The 19404-nt window shown below is 69.9% G+C and carries 14 protein-coding genes and 1 pseudogene; 7 read left to right on the forward strand and 8 right to left on the reverse strand.

All coding sequences use genetic code 11. From position 1 onward, the window contains the following. Nucleotides 1-143: 143 nt before the first annotated feature. A complete protein-coding gene (locus ACIBJB_RS32545) occupies nt 144-269 on the reverse strand; it encodes a hypothetical protein (protein WP_398936232.1) in 126 nt (41 codons plus the stop codon). Nucleotides 270-292: 23 nt separating this feature from the next. On the opposite strand from ACIBJB_RS32545, the gene ACIBJB_RS32550 reads away from it, so the two are divergent. Together ACIBJB_RS32550 and ACIBJB_RS32555 are read left to right on the forward strand one after the other, a co-directional pair. Continuing rightward, nucleotides 293-568 (forward strand): GyrI-like domain-containing protein, encoded by a 276-nt coding sequence (locus ACIBJB_RS32550; RefSeq protein ID WP_398936214.1) that lies wholly within the window; start codon nt 293-295, stop codon nt 566-568. 638 nt (nt 569-1206) lie between these two features. Next, nucleotides 1207-2436, forward strand: coding sequence for a PP2C family protein-serine/threonine phosphatase (locus ACIBJB_RS32555; protein ID WP_398935888.1), 1230 nt, complete (start codon nt 1207-1209; stop codon nt 2434-2436). A 280-nt stretch (nt 2437-2716) separates the two neighbouring features. Here the strand turns inward: ACIBJB_RS32555 and ACIBJB_RS32560 are convergent, their stop codons facing one another. From ACIBJB_RS32560 to ACIBJB_RS32575, 4 genes are all read right to left on the reverse strand, one after another. Then, entirely contained in the window at nt 2717-2884 is a 168-nt protein-coding gene (locus ACIBJB_RS32560; RefSeq protein ID WP_398935890.1) for a DUF4287 domain-containing protein, read from the reverse strand. A gap of 83 nt (nt 2885-2967) precedes the next feature. Further along, entirely contained in the window at nt 2968-4623 is a 1656-nt protein-coding gene (car(A), locus tag ACIBJB_RS32565) for an ABC-F type ribosomal protection protein Car(A) (RefSeq protein ID WP_398935892.1), read from the reverse strand. 305 nt (nt 4624-4928) lie between these two features. Next, a complete protein-coding gene (gene hflX / locus ACIBJB_RS32570; RefSeq protein WP_398935894.1) occupies nt 4929-6377 on the reverse strand; it encodes a GTPase HflX in 1449 nt (482 codons plus the stop codon). 465 nt (nt 6378-6842) lie between these two features. Next, complete coding sequence (locus ACIBJB_RS32575) at nt 6843-10199, reverse strand: BTAD domain-containing putative transcriptional regulator (RefSeq protein WP_398935896.1); 3357 nt, start codon at nt 10197-10199, stop codon at nt 6843-6845. A 194-nt stretch (nt 10200-10393) separates the two neighbouring features. Between ACIBJB_RS32575 and ACIBJB_RS32580 the strand changes: the two genes are divergently transcribed. The 4 genes from ACIBJB_RS32580 to ACIBJB_RS32595 all read left to right on the forward strand — a co-directional run bounded on the left by ACIBJB_RS32580 (nt 10394) and on the right by ACIBJB_RS32595 (nt 14978). Further along, on the forward strand, nt 10394-11143 hold the full coding sequence (locus ACIBJB_RS32580) for an SDR family oxidoreductase (protein WP_398935898.1): 750 nt from the start codon (nt 10394-10396) through the stop codon (nt 11141-11143). Nucleotides 11144-11204: 61 nt separating this feature from the next. Further along, nucleotides 11205-11801, forward strand: coding sequence for an NAD(P)H oxidoreductase (locus tag ACIBJB_RS32585; RefSeq protein WP_398935900.1), 597 nt, complete (start codon nt 11205-11207; stop codon nt 11799-11801). A 165-nt stretch (nt 11802-11966) separates the two neighbouring features. Further along, nucleotides 11967-13523, forward strand: a complete 1557-nt coding sequence (locus tag ACIBJB_RS32590) for an MFS transporter (RefSeq protein WP_398935903.1) — start codon at nt 11967-11969, stop codon at nt 13521-13523. An 885-nt stretch (nt 13524-14408) separates the two neighbouring features. Continuing rightward, a complete protein-coding gene (locus tag ACIBJB_RS32595) occupies nt 14409-14978 on the forward strand; it encodes a hypothetical protein (protein ID WP_398935905.1) in 570 nt (189 codons plus the stop codon). A gap of 1011 nt (nt 14979-15989) precedes the next feature. On the opposite strand, the gene ACIBJB_RS32600 is transcribed toward ACIBJB_RS32595, so the two are convergent. Beyond that, entirely contained in the window at nt 15990-16754 is a 765-nt protein-coding gene (locus tag ACIBJB_RS32600; protein WP_398935907.1) for an SDR family oxidoreductase, read from the reverse strand. A 127-nt stretch (nt 16755-16881) separates the two neighbouring features. On the opposite strand from ACIBJB_RS32600, the gene ACIBJB_RS32605 reads away from it, so the two are divergent. Beyond that, nucleotides 16882-17220 carry a winged helix-turn-helix transcriptional regulator gene (locus ACIBJB_RS32605; RefSeq protein WP_398935909.1) on the forward strand — a complete coding sequence of 113 codons (339 nt, stop codon included), beginning with the start codon at nt 16882-16884 and terminating at the stop codon, nt 17218-17220. A 553-nt stretch (nt 17221-17773) separates the two neighbouring features. On the opposite strand, the pseudogene ACIBJB_RS32610 reads toward ACIBJB_RS32605, so the two are convergent. Both ACIBJB_RS32610 and ACIBJB_RS32615 read right to left on the reverse strand, forming a co-directional pair. Then, a pseudogene (locus ACIBJB_RS32610) lies at nt 17774-18124 on the reverse strand (helix-turn-helix domain-containing protein); the annotation flags it as partial. Next, complete coding sequence (locus ACIBJB_RS32615) at nt 18121-19299, reverse strand: Cmx/CmrA family chloramphenicol efflux MFS transporter (protein WP_398935911.1); 1179 nt, start codon at nt 19297-19299, stop codon at nt 18121-18123. The pseudogene ACIBJB_RS32610 and the gene ACIBJB_RS32615, both read right to left, overlap by 4 nt. Nucleotides 19300-19404: the final 105 nt, after the last annotated feature.

Here is a 19404-nt window from a genome sequence, read left to right on the forward strand (position 1 = left end):
CGATGGGTCAGTGCAGCGGCTGCCGCGGCCGACGAGAGGCGCTGCAGGAGACGCGCCCCGTGTCGTCAGCGGGGGACGAGGACCTGCGTTCGGGGTGAGCCACCGCGTCGGCTCACCCCGGACCGCGTTCAGCCGCCGAACGTTCAGTTCCGGTGCTCCGCCCGCCCCTCCCCCAGCACCACCGCGCTGGTGCCGGCGTCCTCGATGCACCCGAGCAGCCGCAGCACGTCGTGCGCGGGCAGGGCCGGTCGAACGACGCCGGTGTACACGCCCCTGTCCAACCGCTAGTGAACTGACCTACCTGCACGGAGTCGCCCTCAGCCGGGACACGCCCGTCCCGGACGGGCTCGACACCCTCGAGATGCCACCTGGAATGTGGGCAGTCTTCCGTACCAGCGGACCGCATCCGCAGGCCCTGCAGACGACCTGGGCGGCGACCGCGACCGAGTGGTTCCCCTCCAACCCGTGGCGGCTGCGGTCGGGGCCCTCGGTCGTCGCGGTCCTCGAGCGCGCCGACGATTTCAGCACCGCGACGTGCGAGCTGTGGCTTCCCGTCGAACCAGCGTGACGCGCCATCGACCATCGAACGCGGCTGAGCGCTTGAGTTGACCGAATCCGCCAACTCAAGCGCTCCTCGCCGGGACCGCAGTCGGCGCCGCCTTCGTCGGCGTGATCGCCGCCTGCCTCGCACCAGCGGAAGCGACGCGCCAACTGCTCGGCGGCACGAGTCTGGACGTGCTGAGCCTGCTCCTGGGCACGGCCGACCTCGATTTGGCGCCGGCCAGCCGCGAGTCCTGTCCCACAGCAGTCCAGCTCACCTCGAGTTGAAGATGTGAGGGGCTGGCCCCCGACGGGTGCCCCTCTCATCGATCAACACTGCGAGCTGCTGCAGTGACGCACCAGCAGTTCGATCCAGCAACGGGCCGCTTTCCCCTTTGAGTGTGGGGCGCCGTCTCCAACACTCCCGGGCGGCGCACATGCACCGTCGGGGCCGGGGATATCCAGTCGGCGTCCGCATGGATGCAGGTCTGCGAGGGAGCGGGTGCTGCTTCATCCCGCACCGGGCCGGGTGACCGTCTATGGACTGCGCACCGGCAACCCGACATGCCGCGCATGGCGTAATGAGCCGCTCGGACGGGCCGTAGAGGGCACGTTGTGCGCAGTCGATCACCAGGGTGCGGCAGGGCGGAAGCGACAGGCAGGTGCATGGACGAGGAGATCTGGGAGGACCGGTCGGAGGGGTTCGGCGAGCGGCTGCTGGGACTGCTGCTGGATCGGGCGCGGCATCTGCCGCCGCAGCTGATCGCTCCGCTGATCGCGGAAGAGGTGGCCAGGATCGGAGGTCGTGACGTCTCCATCCTGCTCCAGGACTACGCGCAGGAGCTGCTGGTGCCGCTGCCGGGCAGGAAACTGCATGTCAGCCAGCCCGAACCGGTGAGCAACTCCCCCGCTGGCCGGGCTTTCCTGCGCGGAGAGGTCGTTGAGGTGGCGCAGGCTCACGGTGGCCTGCGGATGTACCTGCCGCTGCTGGACGGCAGCGACACGGTGGGCGTGATGGCCCTCAGCGTGGACACCGTCGGGGAGGACGACCGGCGCCTGCTCACCCGGCTCTCCTGCCTGGTGGCGGACCTGCTGGTCACCAAGAACGCCTACACCGATCAGTTCTTCCAGGCCCGGCGCCGCGAGCCGATGAGCGTGTCGGCGGAGATCCAGTGGAGCCTGCTGCCGCCACTGTCGATGTCCGTGCCACAGTTCGACGTGGCCGGCATCCTGGAGCCCGCCTACCGCGTCGCAGGCGACAGCTTCGACTACGCCCTCAACGACAACATCCTGCATGCTGCGGTGATCGACGCGATGGGACACGGTCTGGACGCCGCCACCATGGCGACCGTGGCAGTCGGCGCCTACCGGCACGCACGGCGCGTGTTCGTCGGCCTGGCCGAGAAGTATGCGTTCATGAACGATGCCATCTCCCGGCAGTTCGGACCCGACCACTTCGTCACGGCGCAGTTGATGCACATCAACATCACCACCGGCGAAATGGAGCTGGTCAACGCCGGCCACCCCGCGCCGCTGCTGATCCGCGACGGCCGGGTCGTGCGGCAGTTGGAGAGCGCGACGACGCTACCCGTCGGCTTCGGCGGTCAGGAGCCCCGGATCAAGGAGCACGCACTCCGGCCGGGCGACCGCGTGCTGTGCTACACCGACGGCATCATCGAGGAGCACCTCGCCGGCAGCGACCTGTTCGGCGAGGAACGGCTCGTCGACTGCGTCAACCGTCTGGGCCAGGAACCCTCCCAGGGGGTGCGGGCGGATCTGCGTCTGCTCTCCCACGTACTGAAGAGCGAACGGGGCGGGCGTACCAGCGACGACGCCACTCTTTTCATGATCGAGTGGCGCGGTGGCGCCGCCGACCACCTCGCGGTCCTTGACTGAGAACTTCGCCGCGGACGGAGCGAGCCGGGCCACGGCCACTGCGCAGCTTCGCGAGCACCCCCCGAAGGCCGGCGCTCCGTGAGGACCTCACGGACCACCGACTGCGGTGTCCGCTCCACCTTCTCGGTGACGACCTGGTCGTAGTCGACGCCGCGACCGGCCGTGTCATCGATGTGGATCGCGCCCTGGGACGCGGCAGAGCACCCGGCCACCCGACTGTGCCCGCTGTACGGGACCGCGCAGGAGCTGACACCTCTGCTGTGCTCCCGTGCAGGGCAGCTCAGTTGCCGGACTGCTCGGCGAGGGTGTGCTCGACGAGGGCATTGGCGTGACCGTGGCCCAGCCCGTACTCGGCCTTCAGACAGTTCACGAGCTCCATGTGCGTGGTCAGAGGCGAGGAGTGGATGAGGTCCTTCCACTCCTCGATCGGGCGACCGTACTTCTTCAAAACCTACCCCCGTTCGCCCTCTGATCGGACGGAGGGACGGACCCCGTCCGCCGTCCCTCCGCCCGTACCGGCGCGGCCGGCGATCAGGCGGCGGTGAACTCGGCCACGTGCCCGTCACGTAGCGTCAGGTGGGCGCCGTTGAAGCGGGACCGCAGGCGCCGGTCGTGGGTGACGACGACCACCGTGCCCTGATAGCCGGTCAGCGCCTCCTCCAGTTCCTCGACGAGCGCGGGCGAGAGGTGGTTGGTGGGCTCGTCCAGCAGCAGCAGGTCCACTGGCTCGGTCACCAGCCGGGCCACTTCGATGCGGCGCCGCTGCCCGTACGAGAGGTCCTCCACCCGCTGCCGCAGATCGTCCTGGCTGAACAGACCGAGCGAAAGCAGCGCCTCGATGTGCTCGTCGAGGTCGCCGACCCGTCCGCTGCTGAACGCCTGAAGCACCGTCATCCCCAGCGGCCATGGCGCCTGTTCCTGCCTCAGATGACCCACCCGACCCGACACCCGCACGGATCCGCTGTCGGGTGTCAGCTCCCCGGAGAGCACTCGCAGCAGCGTTGTCTTGCCGGCCCCGTTGGGGCCGGTGATCAGCAGCCGTTCACCGGGCCGGAGGCACAAGGAGTCGATGCCGAGCCGGTCGCCCACCCGTACGTCGGTGAGCTCGGCCACCGGTTCCTCCGATTGCGTGGCCTCGGTGGTGATCTCCGCGGTGAAGGTGAGCGGCTCGGGCGGCGGCGTGACGGGGTTCTCGGTCAGCCGCGCGACCCGTTCCTTGGCGTTGCGGATCCGCGCCATCGCGCCGTGGCCCCGCCCGCGCATCCGGAACTGCCCGGCGCCGAAGACGGCGAAGGGAAGCTTGCGCGGGATGTTGTCCAGCCGTGCCACGTTGGACGTGATCAGCTCGCGACTGCGGTCCAGTTCGGCGCGCCACTGCTCGTACTCCAGCAGCCGACGCTGGCGTTCCACCGCCTTGGCCGCCAGATAGCCCTCGTAGCCGTTGCCGTAGCGGGCCACCGTGGCGGAGTCGACCTCCAGGATCGTGGTGGTGAGCCGGTCGAGGAACAGCCGGTCGTGGGTGACTGCGACGACGGTGCCCTTGTGCCCCCGCAGGTGTTCCTCCAGCCAGCCCACGGCCCGGTCGTCCAGGTCGTTGGTCGGCTCGTCCAACAGCAGCAGTTCGGGTTCGGAGGCCAGAGTCGCGGCCAGGGCGAGGCGCGACCGCTCGCCGCCGGACAGGGTGCCCAGCCGCCGGCCGCGGTCCAGCCCGGGCAGCCCCAGTCCGTGCAGCGCGATCTCCACCCGGGAGTCGACCTCGTAGCCGCCCCGAGCCTGGTACCGGTCGACCAGCACGGCGTACCGCTCCAGGAGGGCGGCGAGTTCGGCATCCTGCTCTTCCTGGTGCGGCCGTTCGGCCAGCTCGGCCTCGACCCGGCGCATGCCCTCCTCCAGTTCCCGCAGGTCGGCCAGGGCCAGATCGACGGCGTCCTGGACCGTGGCGTCCGGCGGCAGCTCCAGTGTCTGGGCCAGATAGCCCACTCCACCGGGCGCGACCACCGTGAGCGCACCGTTGTCGGGCTGTTCCTGCCCGGCGATGAGCTTGATCAGCGTGGACTTGCCGGATCCGTTGTCCCCGATGACTCCGACCTTCTCGCCCGGCTTGATCGTGACGCCGATCCGGTCGAGTACGACGTGGTCCTGGTAACGCTTGGTGATGTCATGCAGGGCGAGTTGTGCTGTCGACACGCAGCAGTCTCCTGATCGTCACTGGGTTGAGTGATGTCGCCGCGCACACAGAAGACCCTCGGGAGCGGGTCCGTTCGGTGGGAAGATCGCACGGCGAAGGATCGCGGTGCGGTTATTTCCTCAGGCGTGCACGGCGGGGCGCGGTGACGGAGCCAGGCTCGACGTCCCGCGCCTTCGCGGACCACACGTGTCGATCACAGGGAACCCATGACACGAGCGTAGACGGTACGAAGCTGCACCGGCAACCGGTCTGGCCGGAGCCGGGGTGGGAGGGCCGGGTCCGCCTCCCGGCCCTCCCACCTTGGTCACGGCTGGGGGTAGGCCCGTAGCACGGACGCCAGTTCCGGCCCCACCCTCGCCTTTAGCAGGGTCCCCTGCTCGGTGTGCTCGGCGGAGAGCACCTCGCCCTCCTGGTGGGCCCGCGAGAGCAGGCTGCCCTGGGTGTAGGGGATCATCGCCTCGATCTCCACCTCGGGGCGCGGCAGCAGGACGTCGGTGAGGTCCCGCAGGGCCTCGATACCGTCTCCGGTGCGCGCGGAGACGGCGATCGAGCCCGGTTCCGCCTCCAGCAGGCGGGAGAGCACGTCCGGGTCCGCGGCGTCCGCCTTGTTGACGACTACGACCTCCCTGATCCCGCCCGCGCCGACCTCCGCCAGGACCTCCCGGACGGAGGCGAGTTGCGCCTCCGGTACCGGGTGCGAGCCGTCCACCACGTGCAGCACCAGGTGTGCGTCCGCCACCTCGTCGATCGTGGAGCGGAACGCCTCGACGAGGTGGTGCGGAAGGTGCCGTACGAAGCCGACGGTGTCGGCGATGGTGTAGGGGCGGCCGCTCGGGGTCTCCGCGCGGCGCACCGTCGTGTCCAGGGTGGCGAACAGCGCGTTCTCCACCAGCACTCCGGCGCCGGTCAGCCGGTTCAGCAAAGAGGACTTGCCGGCGTTGGTGTATCCCGCGAGGACGACCGACAACACCTTGTTGCGCCGCCGCTCCTCGCGCTTGACGGCCCGTCCCGCCTTCAATTGGGCGATCTCCCGGCGGAGTTTGGCCATCCGCTCGTGAATCTGCCGCCGGTCGGTCTCGATCTTCGTCTCCCCGGGTCCGCGGGTCGCCATGCCGCCCCCGCCCCCGCCGCCCATCTGCCGGGACATCGACTGACCCCAGCCGCGCAGCCTGGGGAGCATGTACTGCATCTGGGCCAGTGCCACCTGAGCCTTGCCCTCGCGGGACTTGGCGTGCTGCGCGAAGATGTCCAGGATCAGCGCCGTACGGTCCACGACCTTGACGCGTACGGCGTCCTCGAGGTGGACCAGCTGGCTGGGGCTCAGTTCCCCGTCGCATACCACTGTGTCGGCACCGGTCTCCTCCACGATCTCGCGCAGCTCCGCCGCCTTGCCCGATCCGATGTAGGTCGCCGGGTCGGGCTTCTGCCGCCGCTGGATGACACCGTCGCACACCAGGGCACCTGCCGTCTCCGCCAGCGCGGCCAGTTCGGCGAGTGAGCTCTCGGCCTCGTCGGCGGAGCCCGACATCCAGACTCCGACGAGTACGACCCGTTCCAGGCGCAGTTGGCGGTACTCGACCTCGGTGACGTCGGAGAGTTCAGTGGAGAGCCCGCCGACCCGGCGCAGCGCGGTGCGCTCCTTGCGGTCGTACTGCTCACCGTCCCGGCTGTCGGTGTCCACCGGCACAAGGCGTTCGTCCATCAGGGCGGCCGCACGCTGCTGACGCGCGGCGGAACCGTCGGGGTGAGTCATATGAAGTCCTTTCTGGGGCGGGGCCCGCCGGCAGGGTCGGGCACGGTTGCGCTCCGCCGGCCGCGGGATCGTTGGCTGGCCTCTACGCAGGGCGCCCGTCCGGGACATACAGGACCGATCAACACAGCTGGATGCGTGGTTGGCCCGTCGGACCCCGTCGAAGAAACGGGCAGAGCAAGGCACAGGGCTGGAGGGGAGGTGAACACCGTCGGCAACGACGGGCAGACAAAGAGCAGCACAGCCCACGAACCGCGCCCGGCGGTACATCTCGCCCGAGGGCTCAGCAGACGGCCGCTCGGGGCATCGCGCCCCGCACCGCGTCACAGAGGGTCATTGCCGAATCTCACACGCTGTCAACGGTAGTCGATTGTCCGGCCGACCACATGCACCATTTCCGAACGACGAAGACCCGACGGATGGGCGTCGAAGGCGACCACGTCATCTTCGGGCATCTCCACGAGGCGGTCATCGGCACCCACTTCGCGCGCCTACGTCACCCCCCCCCTCAGCTGACCGGCCCCGGGCTGCCGTTCCAGGTCCGCCCGCCTCGTCGGGCCGCCTCGCGGATGTCTGTGCGCGGTGTGCGTCGGTGCTTCTACCGTTGTCAGCAGCGGATTGCCCTTCCAACGGCCTGCGGCAACAGTCTGACCCAGCCGATGTCCCGCCTGGCGTTGCCACCGCCCGCGCCTCCTCCGGGCCCAACCCCTCGCCGCGCATGAACGCGGCTTCGAAGGCCCCCTCTTTCAGTACCTCCCGCGCCCGTGCGGTCGCGCGGTTCACATCGCTGCGTTCCGCCGGGGGCAAGGGAGCACCGGTGGCGGCGCGGGTGGCGGCGGCGGCGCCCAGCAGCAGGGCCGCCGGCTCCCCCTCGCCCGAGAGGGCAAGGGCAGCGGCCAGGCCCTCCAGGGCCAGGGCGACCGCCCGCGGGTCGCTCGTCGAGCATGCCGTCGCGTATCCCTCCTCGTGCAGCGCGCGCGCCTCCCTCGCATCGCCCCGCAGTTCGGCGATGAACCCGAGCTCGGCCAGGAGCAGCGCGTTGGCACCGTCCAGCCCAACGTCCGTGTGCCACGCCCGTACCGCCCGCAGATGCGTCTCCGCCTCGTCCAGCCGACCCTCGCGCCGCGCGACGAGCCCCATCCCGAGCTCGGCGTTGATTTCGCCCGCCCGGAAGCCGATCTCGGCCGCGGCGCGCCGGGCCCTCTCGTGGTAATCCCGAGCCCCGTCGAAGTCGCCGGTCAGCAGTGCGATCCGCCCCAAGCCCGACAGCAGGTCGGCCGCGTGGGTGGAGAGCCCGAGTTTCTGTACCGTCACCAGGGCGTCCCGCTGCAAACGTGTCGCCCGCGCGTAGTCGCCGTGGATCTCGGCGACCGCCGCCCGCGGGTACACCGACCAAAGCTGCCCGCAGGCGTCGCCGACCGCGCCGAACAGTTCCACGCTCCGGGCCGCGTCCTTCTCCGCGCCCGCCAGGTCGCCGGCCAGCAGCCGCTGCACCGACCGGTCGGCGAGTGCCGCCGCCTCGCCCCACGGGTCGCCGAGCTCCCGGAACCCCTCCAGCGCCTGCCCTGTGAGCACCTCGCCCTCGGACGGATCACCCGTGCCGCACAGCGTGTGCCCCAGGAACCACTGTGCCCACGTCCCCCCGGCGACGTCGCCCACCTGCCCGTACTCCTTGAGCGCCGCCTCGATGCGCGTGGCCCGGTCCTCGCCGTCACCGCCCAGGATGATGATGCCGACCTGCCACACCTGCGCCCTCGCACGCAACGCCGTTTCGCCGCCCGCCAGTTCGAGCGCGGACGTCACCGAGCGGCGCGCCTCGCCGAGCCGCCCGCGCAGGACCCAGTACCCGGCGAGGGCGTCGACGAGCCGCAGCGCGTGTGCGGCGTCAGCGCGCTCCACCGCTCCCTCCAGCGCCCAGCGCAGGTTCGCGCTCTCGGCGTCCAGCCTGGTCAGCCACTCGCGCTGACCAGGCCCGCGCAGCTGCGGCTCGGCGGTCTCCGCGAGCCCCGTGTAGTACGCGACGTGCCGTTGCCGTACCGTCGCGAGCTCACCGGCCTCCCGCAGCCGTTCGACGCAGTACGCCGCCACCGACTCCAGGAGCCGGTACCGGTCGCTCGCGACGACGACCAGCGACCGGTCGACCAGCCGCACCAGGAGATCGAGCACATCGGCCCCGTCCACCCCGTCGCCCCCGCACACCTCCTCGGCGGCCTCCAGCGTGCAGCCCTCGGCGTGCACGGCGAGCCGCCGCAGCACCACCCGCTCGGGCTCGCTCAGCAGTTCCCAGCTCCAGTCGATCATCGCGCGCAGGGTCTGCTGCCGTGCGGGGACGCCACGCCGTCCGGCGCCCAGCAGCCGGAACCGGTCGTCGAGCCGGTCCAGCAGCCGGTGCACCCCGAGTGCCCGCACGCGTGTGGCGGCCAGCTCCAGGGCCAGCGGGATGCCGTCCAGACGACGGCAGATCGACTCCACCGCACCACGGTTGTCGTCGTCGAGCGCGAAGCCTGGCGCGGCAGCCGCCGCCCGCACCGCGAACAGCTCGACCGCACCCTCGATCCCCAGTGGCGGCACGGCCCACAGGGTCTCCCCGGCCAGTGCCAGCGGCTCCTGACTCGTCGTCAGGACAACAAGTCCGGGAGCGGTGCGCAGCAGCAGTTCGACCAGCGCGGCGGCCTCGTCCACGACATGCTCGCAGTTGTCGAGGACGAGCAGCATCCGCTTGCCGCGCAGTACGTCGGCGAGTCGCTCAGCGGCGCCCAGCGTCAGACCGCCCTCGGGCCGTACGCCCCAGACCCCGTCGTCGCGCAGCCCCATCGCGACGGCGACGACCTCAGCCAGGTCCCTGCCGACCCCGGCGCCGGCGAGCTCGACGAGCCACGCCCCGTCCGGGAAGGTGTCGTTCATCTGCTCAGCGACGGCCACGGCGAGCCGGGTCTTGCCGACGCCGCCTGGCCCGGTCAGGGTGACGAGTCGGCGCCCGGCGAGGAGTCCGCGTACGTCGGCGATGTCGTCGTCCCGGCCGACGAGCGCGCTGATCGGCGTGACGATGTTGCCACGGGTGGCCGCGTCCGGGGCGCCTGGGCCGACCTCCTGCCGTAACAGCGCCCCGTGCAGCTCGACGAGTTCCGGGCTCGGATCGAGGCCGAGTTCGTCGGCGAGCAGGGCGCGCAGGGCCTCGTACTGGGCGAGCGCCTCACTCTGCCGCCCGGCCCGGTACAGCGCCCGCAGCTGCACGGCCCGCAGCCGTTCTCGCAGCGGATGCCGTTCGACGAGCCCGGCCAACTCGCCGATCAGCTGGGCGTGTTCTCCCGCATCCAGCCGCGCCTCAGCATGCGCTTCGAGTACGGCGAGCCGGTCCTCCTCCAGCCGGTTCACGGCCGCCCGCGTGAACGACTCCTCCGCGAAGTCGGCGAACGCAGGCCCCCGCCACAACGCCAGCGCGTCGGCCAGCAGCCCAGCCCTGGTGCGGGCGTCCGGCGCCGTCCTGGCCCGCGCGGCGAGCCCGGCGAACCGGTGGGCGTCCAACGCCTGCTCGGCAACGATGAGTTGGTAGCCCGGCGCACGGGACACGACGAGTTCACGCCCGCCCGGCTCGGCCTCGTCGAGCACTCGCCGCAGCTGGGAGACCTTCGCCTGTAGGGCCCGCGTCGGGTTGCCGGGCGGCTCGTCACCCCACAGGTCGTCGATCAGCCGATGCGCGGCGACGGGCCGTCCCGGTTCGACGAGCAGGGAGGCGAGCAGGGCGCGCACCTTGAGTTCGGGAACTCGGACGGGCTGCCCGTCATCCGTCCAGACGGCCGTCTCCCCCAGCACCCCGAATCGCATGCCGCCCACGGTAACCCGGCCGCCCGGAACCCACCCGAACAGATCCGTAACACCACCCGAGCCGGACTCGAAGCGCCGGGCGGGACAGTCCTCCCCATCGAACTCCGAATCATCCGAAGCAAACGGAACGCAGACCGCGGACCGCACAACGCAGAACCCGCGGCACGTCGGAGCACTGACCAAGGAGGACCACCATGGGACGACTGACGAGCAAGACGGCGCTGGTCACCGGCGGCAGCCGCGGCATCGGCCGGGCCATCGCCCTGAGGCTGGCCGGGGACGGCGCCCGTGTCGCCGTGCACTACGCCTCCAACGAGACGGCGGCGAAGGAGACCGTGGCCGCGATCGAGGCCGCGGGCGGCAGCGCCTTCTCCTTCCGTACCGAACTGGGTGTTCCCGGCGACGCCGACGCCCTCTGGAAGGCGTTCGACGAGCACGCCGACGGTGTCGACATCCTGGTGAACAACGCGGGCATCGCGGGCCCGGGCCAGATCCACGAGGTCTCCGAGGCCGACTACGACAAGGTCTTCGCGGTCAACGCCAAGGCGCCCTTCTTCGTCATTCAAAAGGGCCTGGACCGGCTGCGCGACGGCGGCCGCATCGTCAACATCTCCTCCGGCGTAACCAAGGTCGCCTTCCCCGGGATGACCTCCTACGCCGCCGCCAAGGGCGCGGTGGAGGTGCTGACCCTCACGCTCGCCCAGACCCTGGGCTCGCGGCGCATCACGGTCAACGCCGTCTCCCCGGGCACGATCGAGACGGACATCCACCCATGGATGGCGGATCCTGACGCCAAGGCACACGCCGCCGCGTTCTCCGTCTTCAATCGGGTCGGCCGGCCGGACGACGTCGCCGACGTCGTCGCCTTCCTCGCCTCCGACGACGGCCGCTGGGTCACCGGCCAGACCATCGACGCCAGCGGCGGCTCCGGCCTTGGCATCTGATCCCGGCAACTGATCCCCGTCAGAGGCCGGCACCCCAACTCCTGGGAAGGAAAGCCGCATCATGCCCCACACCCTCCTCGTCGTCGCCCACCCACGCCCCGACTCGCTGACCGCCCAGACGGCCGCCCACCTGCACGCCCGTATAAAGGACGGTGGCGGCACCGTCGACATACTCGACCTGTACGCCGAGGAGTTCGACCCCCGCCTGGCTCCGGTCGACGAACCGGACTGGGCGGACCGTGAGAAGCGGTACTCGCCCGAGGTCCACGCCCATATGGAGCGCATCGCGGCCGCCGACGACATCCTCGTCGTCTTCCCGGTCTGGTGGTTCGGGCCGCCCGCCATCCTCAAGGGCTGGATCGACAGGGTGTGGAACTACGGCTTCGCGTACGGCCGCAGCAAACCGCGCCTCGCGGGCAGGCGGATGCTGTGGCTGGGACTGGCGGGCGGTTCCGCGCCGGAGTACGAGAAGGCCGGCCTCGACACCGCAATGGACGTCCAGCTGCGCGTGGGGATCTCGCAGTACTGCGGCATCCTCGACTCGACGGTCCACCTCGTGTTCGACACCGAACTCTCCGGTGTCCCGGAGGCGTCGCGCCCGGGCCGAGTACGGAAGATCCTGTCGGCTGCGGAGGCTGCCCTGGACCCACGGAACTGACAAGAGCACCACCGCGGCCACCCCGGCCGGCCTTGGGCCACCGGGGTGGCCGCGGCCGCTTCCGTCCCACCGTGGCCCGCCTCTCTGCTGCTCCCGGGCGCCGTCGCAACAGCACCGCAACGCCGTCCGAGCCGAACCCGAAGCACGGCACCGGACAGTCTCCCCATGACTTCACTGACGCCCTCCCGGGCGGGTGCCCGCCAATGGCTTGGCCTCGCCGTACTCCTGCTTCCCGTGGCTCTGATGACCGCCGACCTCGGCGTGTTGTGGCTGGCCACGCCGTATCTGAGCGCCGACCTGCGGCCCAGCAGCGCGGAAGTGCTGTGGATCACCGACATCTACGGTTTCCTGACCGCCGGCATGCTCGTGATCATGGGCACGCTCGGTGACCGCATCGGCCGCCGCAAACTACTGATGGCCGGCTCGGCCGGTTTTGTTGCGGCCTCGCTCGTCGCCGCCTACGCCCCCAACCCCGAGACACTGATCACGGCCCGTGCGCTGCTCGGCGTGGCGGGGGCGGCCGTTCTGCCGTCCACGCTCTCACTGATCAGCCATATGTTCGCCGACCCGCGCCAGCGAGCCACGGCGATCGCCATGTGGGTGAGCGCCCTCTCCGTGGGCCTGGCCGTCGGGCCGATTGCCGGAGGCGTTCTGCTGGACAACTGGTGGTGGGGCTCGGCGTTCCTGATCGGTGTGCCGGTCATGGTGCCGGTGCTGGGCGTCGCCACGGTGCTGCTGCCCGAATACCGCGATCCGGCGGCTGGACGGCTGGACCTGACGAGCGTGCTGTTCTTCCTGCTGGCGGTGCTGCCACTGGTCTACGGCATCAAGACCGTGGCCGAGCACGGCCCGAACGCGTCGGCGGCCGTGGCGTTCGCCGCCGGACTGATCTTCCTGATCGTCTTCATCCGCCGTCAGAACCGGTTGGAGGTCCCGTTCCTGGACCTGCGCCTGTTCCGCCACCGGGCCTACACCGGTGCCCTGCTCACGCTGCTGCTGGGCATGACGGCGCTGAACGGCGTCGAGTACCTGGTCCCGCAGTACCTCCAGGCGGTGGCGGGAAAGTCACCGCTGGAGGCGGCGCTGTGGTTGCTTCCGGGCGCCGCGGGGCTGGTGGCCGGTTCGCAACTGACGCCGGTACTAGCGCGGCGCGTCCGCCCGGCGTACGTACTTTTCGGCGGGCTGCTGGTCTCGCTGACCGGTTACGGGGCGATGGTGGTGACGACCGGTGTCGTACCCATGTCGACCGCGCTCGCAGTGATCATGTTCGGCGTGGCCCCGATCAGCGTGCTCGGTACGGTGCTGGCGGTCGGCTCCGCCCCGCCGGAGAAGGCGGGAGCAGCGGCGGCGACCGGTCAGACGGCGTACGACCTGGGCCTGGCTCTGGGTATCGCGGTCACCGGCAGCGTCGCGGTCGCGGTCTACCGCGGCGGCATCCCTTCGGACGCCCCGCCGGAGGCGCGGGACACGCTGGGCGCGGCACTGGCAGCGGCCGAGCACCTGCCGAACGGTACTGAACTGGTCGCCATCGCCCGGGAGGCGTTCACCTCGGGACTCCAGACCGCGGCGACGGTGAGCGCGGGCTTCGCGCTGGTGACGGCAGTACTGGTGATGACGCTGCTGCGTCACGTCCCGCCGATCCCGGCAGCGGCTCCGGAGGAGGAGCCGACGCCCCGTGGCAACGACCGGCTCCAGGACGAGGCACCAGTCACCACCCGCTGACGAAGACCGTCCGGCGGATCATGCCAGCCCCTCTCGGGCTCGGAATGATCCGCCGGGCAGGCCCTGACTGACCCGCACTATGGAATCAGAGGTCCGCAACTACAGCCGGGTCTGGCCCACCGTGTTAACCACCGGACGCGGTGCCATGCTTCGCGACGAGTCAGAACGGTCCTTCATCGACTTCTTCGCCGGGGCCGGCGCCCGGAACTACGGGCACAATCCACCCGGAGTGAAGTCCGAGCTGCTGGACCATCTGTCCGGAGACGGCGTCAGACACGGACTCGACACGCACACCGCAGCCAAGCGCTCTTCCTGGACCCTGGCATCCGACGCGAAAGGACCGGTACGACCTCACACTCTTCGATCGCTACATTGAGGCGTTGCCGCCCGTTCGCTGAGACTGAACCAACGGCACCTCGCCGACGACCGCCCCGCCGGAACACCCACCAGCGGGGGCGTCGCCGCCACACGCCACGTCCGCGACTTCGCCACCATGATCCGCGACACATCCAGGGACTCCTGCCCGCCTGAATGGACCGGGTTCTCGCGAACGACCTGACCGCCCTGCGCTCCCTCGCCAACCTGCGCCGCGACATCGACGCCGTTACCGCGGTCTTTCCCACCTCCTGGGGCTCAGGCCAGGTCTGAGGGGCACGTGACACGCGTCAAACTCATCAAACGCCTGGGATTTGGCCGGGCCAACCTCGATCTCCTCCGCAGACACGTACTTCACAGCCCGTGATCTTGCCGACGCCTCAAGATCGTCGACAGAGCCTGAACCGCCCCACCCGGCACAGCTCTGCGGTGACCGCCCTGCCATGATGATCGCCGCCAGGGCGGAACGGTCTCTGGAAGAGTGGCGGAAGAAGAGAAGACACAATGCGAATGCCATGGCGCCGACGGCCTGCCGGGCGATCTCGGCGACTGCTTGACGCCGCAGGGCTCGGGCCCGGTCCGACAGATGACGGCAACGACCAGGTCGTCGGTCGAGAGGTTGCCTATCGAGTCGCCCACCGCAACTCCGGCGCGATCACCGAGGTTCTGGCGATCGCGGAGGAACTGCTCGAGGACGAGGCGAACTACGAGTTCACCGTCTCACTGCTGGAGAACATCCAGAACCTCGTGTCGCACGGTCTCGACACGTTCTGGTCGCCCGACGAGGTGTACGCCCAGCTAGGCCCCCGCAGCGCAGCCTGCTGGGACACCCTGACCAGTTTCTGGAGCGCAGTAGCCGATTGGTGCGGCCGTACGAGCCTGTCGTTGGAACCTGTCGAACCTCTTCTCACCATCCAGAACGAGCAGCTGAAGGTGCTGTTGTGGACAGGGAACCGGACCCTGTCCACGGGCGAGAAGCTCGGGCTCGCACAGGCGGTCCGTTACGAGAAGGCCAACGGAGCGTCCATACCCGGCTACAGCCACATCGCGGTGGCATTGCGTAGTACCGGACCACAATGATCCTGCTCAGCATGCTCGATCGGCCTTGCCAGAGCCGAACTTCATGAGCCTCGACATCCCGCGCGTGAGACCGTCGCATGCCGTCCTTACACCTGGCGGAAAGGGACGGGGTATCCGTCGCGCAACGGGGATGTCAGCGGCCCGACCACGCCGTACGCCCGTGGTGACCTGGGCGGACTCCAGGGCGCTGCGAAGGCCGGCGCAGCACCTACTGCAACACTCGGCGCAACATCTGCCGCAACGCCCAACGCACCACGGGGACTTATGAGGTGAAGCGGCGGCCCGGCGGGCTGGTCACCGTGTCGCCCTGCGATCGGTGCCCACGATGTCGCCGGTCGCGCGCACGACCAGGTCGAGGGCGAGCCGCAGGTCGCGTCCGTCCTTCGACACGGCACGGTCGGACCCGTGATCGGGGCGTTGGTCTGGCGTGGAGGGCTCTTGGGTGGGCCCAGGCCTCGGCCCGGGCCGGATCTGACAGCGGGAATATGGGCTGTCCCGGAGCGCGGCGTGGGAACTGCGGCCGGGTGGCGCAGTTGGTCGGGAAGAAGATCGCCGTGGCGGTGCCGGAGTAGGCGAGCGTGTGTTCGAGGGAGGGGTTGTGGTCGATGCTCTTCTTGACGAACTCCAGCCGCTGCTTGGCCTCTCGCAGGATTTCGGACCACGTACGCACCCCCCGGACACTGGCGTGCTGGTATTGGGTGGGTTCGCGGTACAGGCCCTCGGGCTTGTTGGTCTGGCGAAGAGCTCGCATAGGCCTGTCCTTGACTGAACGGACGACGAGGTAGAAGTCCCAGGTGGTTTCGACGTTGGCGAAGCGCGGCTCGTTGAGAACGGCCTGCATGTAGTCGTCGAGGTCTCGCGGCTCATCGTCTCCATCAGTGCGAAGGCGCCCTCGCACTCCTCATCGGACACGTCAGCGGTCGGGGGGGCGGAGCAACTCGGCCGGAACTGCGGTGAGTGCAGTGAACGGCATCGCCGACGGAAATGGCCGTTCGATCCGGGCATGAGTGCTCAGCTGGCCGGGCCGCCGACAAGGACCGACCAGCCGCCGTCGACCCGCAGGGTCGTGCCGGTGGCCACGCGGAGTGCGGGATCGGCGGCCAGTGCCACCGCGGCAGCAACATCTTCGGCCTCAAGCATCCGCCCCAGCACGGACTCGCGGGCGACGAGGGCGCCGCGCTCGCCGGTCAGGGCTTCGGCGGTGGCCGGCGTTCGGACTGCCCCGGGGGCAACAACGAGCACGCTGACGCCGTCGCGCGCGCTCTCCGCAGCGACGTGTCGGGCGAAGGTGGCCAGCGCGGATTTCGCTGTGCCATGCGCGAGCCTGCCTTCGCCGACGTAGTCCGCAGCGGTGCTGCCGATGTAAATGATCCGACCCGAGCCCTGCGCCCGCATCGGCGCGAGGACGCGCTTGGTGATATGGAAGGCACCGGCCAGCTCGCCGGTGACCTTGGCCGCGAAGGCGGTCCACGACAGATCGTCCAGCGCAGCGAACGGCGGCGGAGCGGTATTGGCGTTGACGACGACTGTGTCGATCCGCCTGTGGGTGGCAAGGATCCCGGTCACCAGCTTATCGATGGCGGGAGGGTCGGTGACGTCGGCCCTGGCGCTCGACGCGCTGCCGCCAGTGGCCTCGATGTCACGCACGATCTCGGCTGCGTCGGCTGCACCGGTGCGGTAGTTGACGATCACGTGGTGGCCGCGCGTGCCGAGTTGCCGCGCAATGGCCGCCCCCAGGCCACGGGCGGCGCCGGTGATGAGTGTGATCGGTGGCATGCTTCCTCCTCGGTCGTGATCAGGTCACTAACCTAAGGAGAGCGCAGGTGCGGCGGAAGGCGCTCACCACGTGGTGCGGTGCTCACTCGACGGTGAGCGCGCACTCCACAAGCCCGGGAGAGATGTAATGGGTGACGTGTTCCACAAGGACTGCCCGGCCCGCGAGGTGCTGGGGCACCTCGCCGGCCGGTGGACGATCCTGATCCTCACGGCTCTGCTGGCCGAACCGCTCCGCTATCACGAACTGCGCACGGTGGTCGCGGGAATCAGTGACAAGAGCCTCGCGGCCACGCTCCGCTCACTCCAGCAGGACGGCCTGGTGCACCGCCAGGTCGGCACGGGACAGCCGCCATCGGTGACGTATTCGGTCACCGATCTGGGCCGAGGCGCAGCGGCGGCGCTCGACCCGCTGCTGCAATGGATCCGTGACAACGCGGCGGAGATCACGGCACGCCGCGAGAAGTGACCGAGCCGTCGAACGTCCGGGAAGACGTACGCGGTCTCACCCGAACCTCCGAAATCGAACACTGCAGGGACTCTCCGCAGCAGCTCCACCTGAAGTTCGACGTGTCGAAGTTCGCCGGGCAAGCACACCACCGACACCAACTTGGCGCTGTACTCGTACTACTCCTCGACCTGCTCCAGCTGGGTGCACGCCTATAAGCACCAGCGCCCGCACCAGGCTCTGAGCAGGCCACCCCGGTCAGTCTCTTCCGCCCAATGCTGCCGTCCCCGGCGGTGACCGGCATCCCGAACAGGACGTCACCGAACCTGAGTTGTCCATTGAGGTCGTCGAACCGCCCGTCCTGCCCCCGCAGGGAACCGCGGTCGAGTTCGACGTGCGGGTGCCGCCCAGCGGCGAGTTCACCCTGGTGACGGGCAGGCAGCGAGTCGGTATCCACCAGGCACTGGCCGACCGGACGCTGACGGTCTGGGCGATCCACGGCAGCGTCCACTTCTTCCTCGACGGGCATCGTCACTACGGTCCCGTCCCGGCTCCGGCCGGAGCACATCGCCTACCTGACCATGCCCAGGCGCGTCAGCCACCGGCCTACGGTGCGCGCGCTGATCTGCACTCCCTGGCCTGCAAGTTCGAGGGTGATCCGGCGGGCGAACCACTGGTTGTCCCGCCGCAACTGCTCGATCCGTTCGACGACATCGGGTGGGGTCTGGGTCGGTGAGGATCGCGGGACGCTTGGGCGGTCCTGCAGCCCGAGTTCGCCATGCGTGTCGTACCAGTTCTTCCACTTGGACAGGCAGGCGCGGGAGATATCGGCCTCGGCGGCGACGTGCGCGATCGGACGGGTGCGGCAGCGCTCCACGAGCCTTCGGCGTCCCTCGATGGTCAAGGGGGCGTTCGCATGTGTCACCGGAGCACCTCGGTACTCCGGCCGTCCGTGATGGCGGTGAGGAGGGGAAACGCGATGAGCAGCGCGACCGCGACGAGGAGTCCGCTTGCCCAGAGCGGCCCGAGGTCCCCGGCTTCGGTGCTGAGGGTGGCCGCAGCGATGACGGGGCCCACGGCGGCGCCCACGTTGAGCGCCGCGGTCGCATACGAGCCGGCCATGGTCGGGGCTCCCGCGGCCTCGTACAGGACCCGCGCAATCAGCGTGCTGCCCAGCGCGAACGACAGTGCGCCCTGCACGAACACGAGGATGAACAGGACGACCGGCTCGTCGGCCAGCATCGCCAGGGCCGGCCAGCCGATAAGCAGCAGCGGGCCGCCGACTGCAATGACCGGACCGGGACGCCGGTCGGACAGCCGGCCGGCGACGGTGACACCCACGAAGGAACCGGCGCCGAAGAGCACCAGAGCAACCGAGATCCACAACTCGCCCAGCCCGGCGCTGTCGGTCACCACGGGGGCGAGGAAGGTGAGGCTTGCGAAAGTTGCCGCGTTCACCAGCGCACCGAGCAGCATCACCAGAATCAACCGCGGCCGGGTGAGCTGGGCGAGCTCCGCTCGCAACGCCGGCCTGCCAGTCGCCTCACTCTCATCACGTCCTGCTGGGATTCCCTTCAGGACGCCGAGAGCCGCCGGCAGGCAGAGAGCGGCGACAGCCCAGAAGGTGGCCCGCCAGCCGAGCACCGTGCCGAGCACCGAGCCGCCGGGGACACCGGCGATCGTGGCCACCGTCGTGCCTGACAGCAGCACGGCCAGCGCCCGTCCCTTCCTGTCGGGTGGGACCAACGTGGCGGCAGCCGTCAGAGCGACGGCAAGGAACCCTGCGTTCGCGAGCGCGGCGACCACCCGGGTGGCGAACAGGACCGGGAAGCTGGTGGCGAGGGCGCCCACAGCGTGAGCCGCCGCGAAAGCGAGGATGAACCCGAGAAGGCTGGAGCGCCCGGGCCAGTTGCGGGCAAGCGCGGCCACAAGAGGGGCACCGACGATCATGCCGACCGCGAAGGCCGAGGTGAGCGTTCCGGCTGTCCCGACTGTGACATCGAGGTCTGAGGCGATGTCCGGCAAGAGGCCGGCGAGCATGAACTCCGAGGTGCCCATGGCGAAAACCGCCATGGCAAGCAGGTACAGCGGAAAAGGCATCGAGTAGCTCCGAGGTGAGGAGAAGCACGAGAAGGTCATCTCGTCACCGCGGCCAGCCCCAAACGCCATTCGTCCCACCGCAGAATGCGGCGCGACGACAGCGCT

The sequence above is a fragment of the Streptomyces sp. NPDC050759 genome (genome assembly GCF_044456945.1).
In the GTDB taxonomy this organism is placed as follows: domain Bacteria; phylum Actinomycetota; class Actinomycetes; order Streptomycetales; family Streptomycetaceae; genus Streptomyces.

Bases quoted from the DNA above. Each gene is read 5' to 3' on its own strand.
- ACIBJB_RS32585 (WP_398935900.1), top strand. From the start codon at position 11,205: ATGCCCCACACCCTCCTCGTCGTCGCCCACCCACGCCCCGACTCGCTG.
- ACIBJB_RS32575 (WP_398935896.1), bottom strand. From the start codon at position 10,199: ATGCGATTCGGGGTGCTGGGGGAGACGGCCGTCTGGACGGATGACGGG.
- ACIBJB_RS32605 (WP_398935909.1), top strand. From the start codon at position 16,882: ATGGGTGACGTGTTCCACAAGGACTGCCCGGCCCGCGAGGTGCTGGGG.
- ACIBJB_RS32590 (WP_398935903.1), top strand. From the start codon at position 11,967: ATGACTTCACTGACGCCCTCCCGGGCGGGTGCCCGCCAATGGCTTGGC.
- ACIBJB_RS32615 (WP_398935911.1), bottom strand. From the start codon at position 19,299: ATGCCTTTTCCGCTGTACCTGCTTGCCATGGCGGTTTTCGCCATGGGC.
- hflX (WP_398935894.1), bottom strand. From the start codon at position 6,377: ATGACTCACCCCGACGGTTCCGCCGCGCGTCAGCAGCGTGCGGCCGCC.
- ACIBJB_RS32580 (WP_398935898.1), top strand. From the start codon at position 10,394: ATGGGACGACTGACGAGCAAGACGGCGCTGGTCACCGGCGGCAGCCGC.
- ACIBJB_RS32600 (WP_398935907.1), bottom strand. From the start codon at position 16,754: ATGCCACCGATCACACTCATCACCGGCGCCGCCCGTGGCCTGGGGGCG.
- ACIBJB_RS32555 (WP_398935888.1), top strand. From the start codon at position 1,207: ATGGACGAGGAGATCTGGGAGGACCGGTCGGAGGGGTTCGGCGAGCGG.
- ACIBJB_RS32595 (WP_398935905.1), top strand. From the start codon at position 14,409: ATGCCATGGCGCCGACGGCCTGCCGGGCGATCTCGGCGACTGCTTGAC.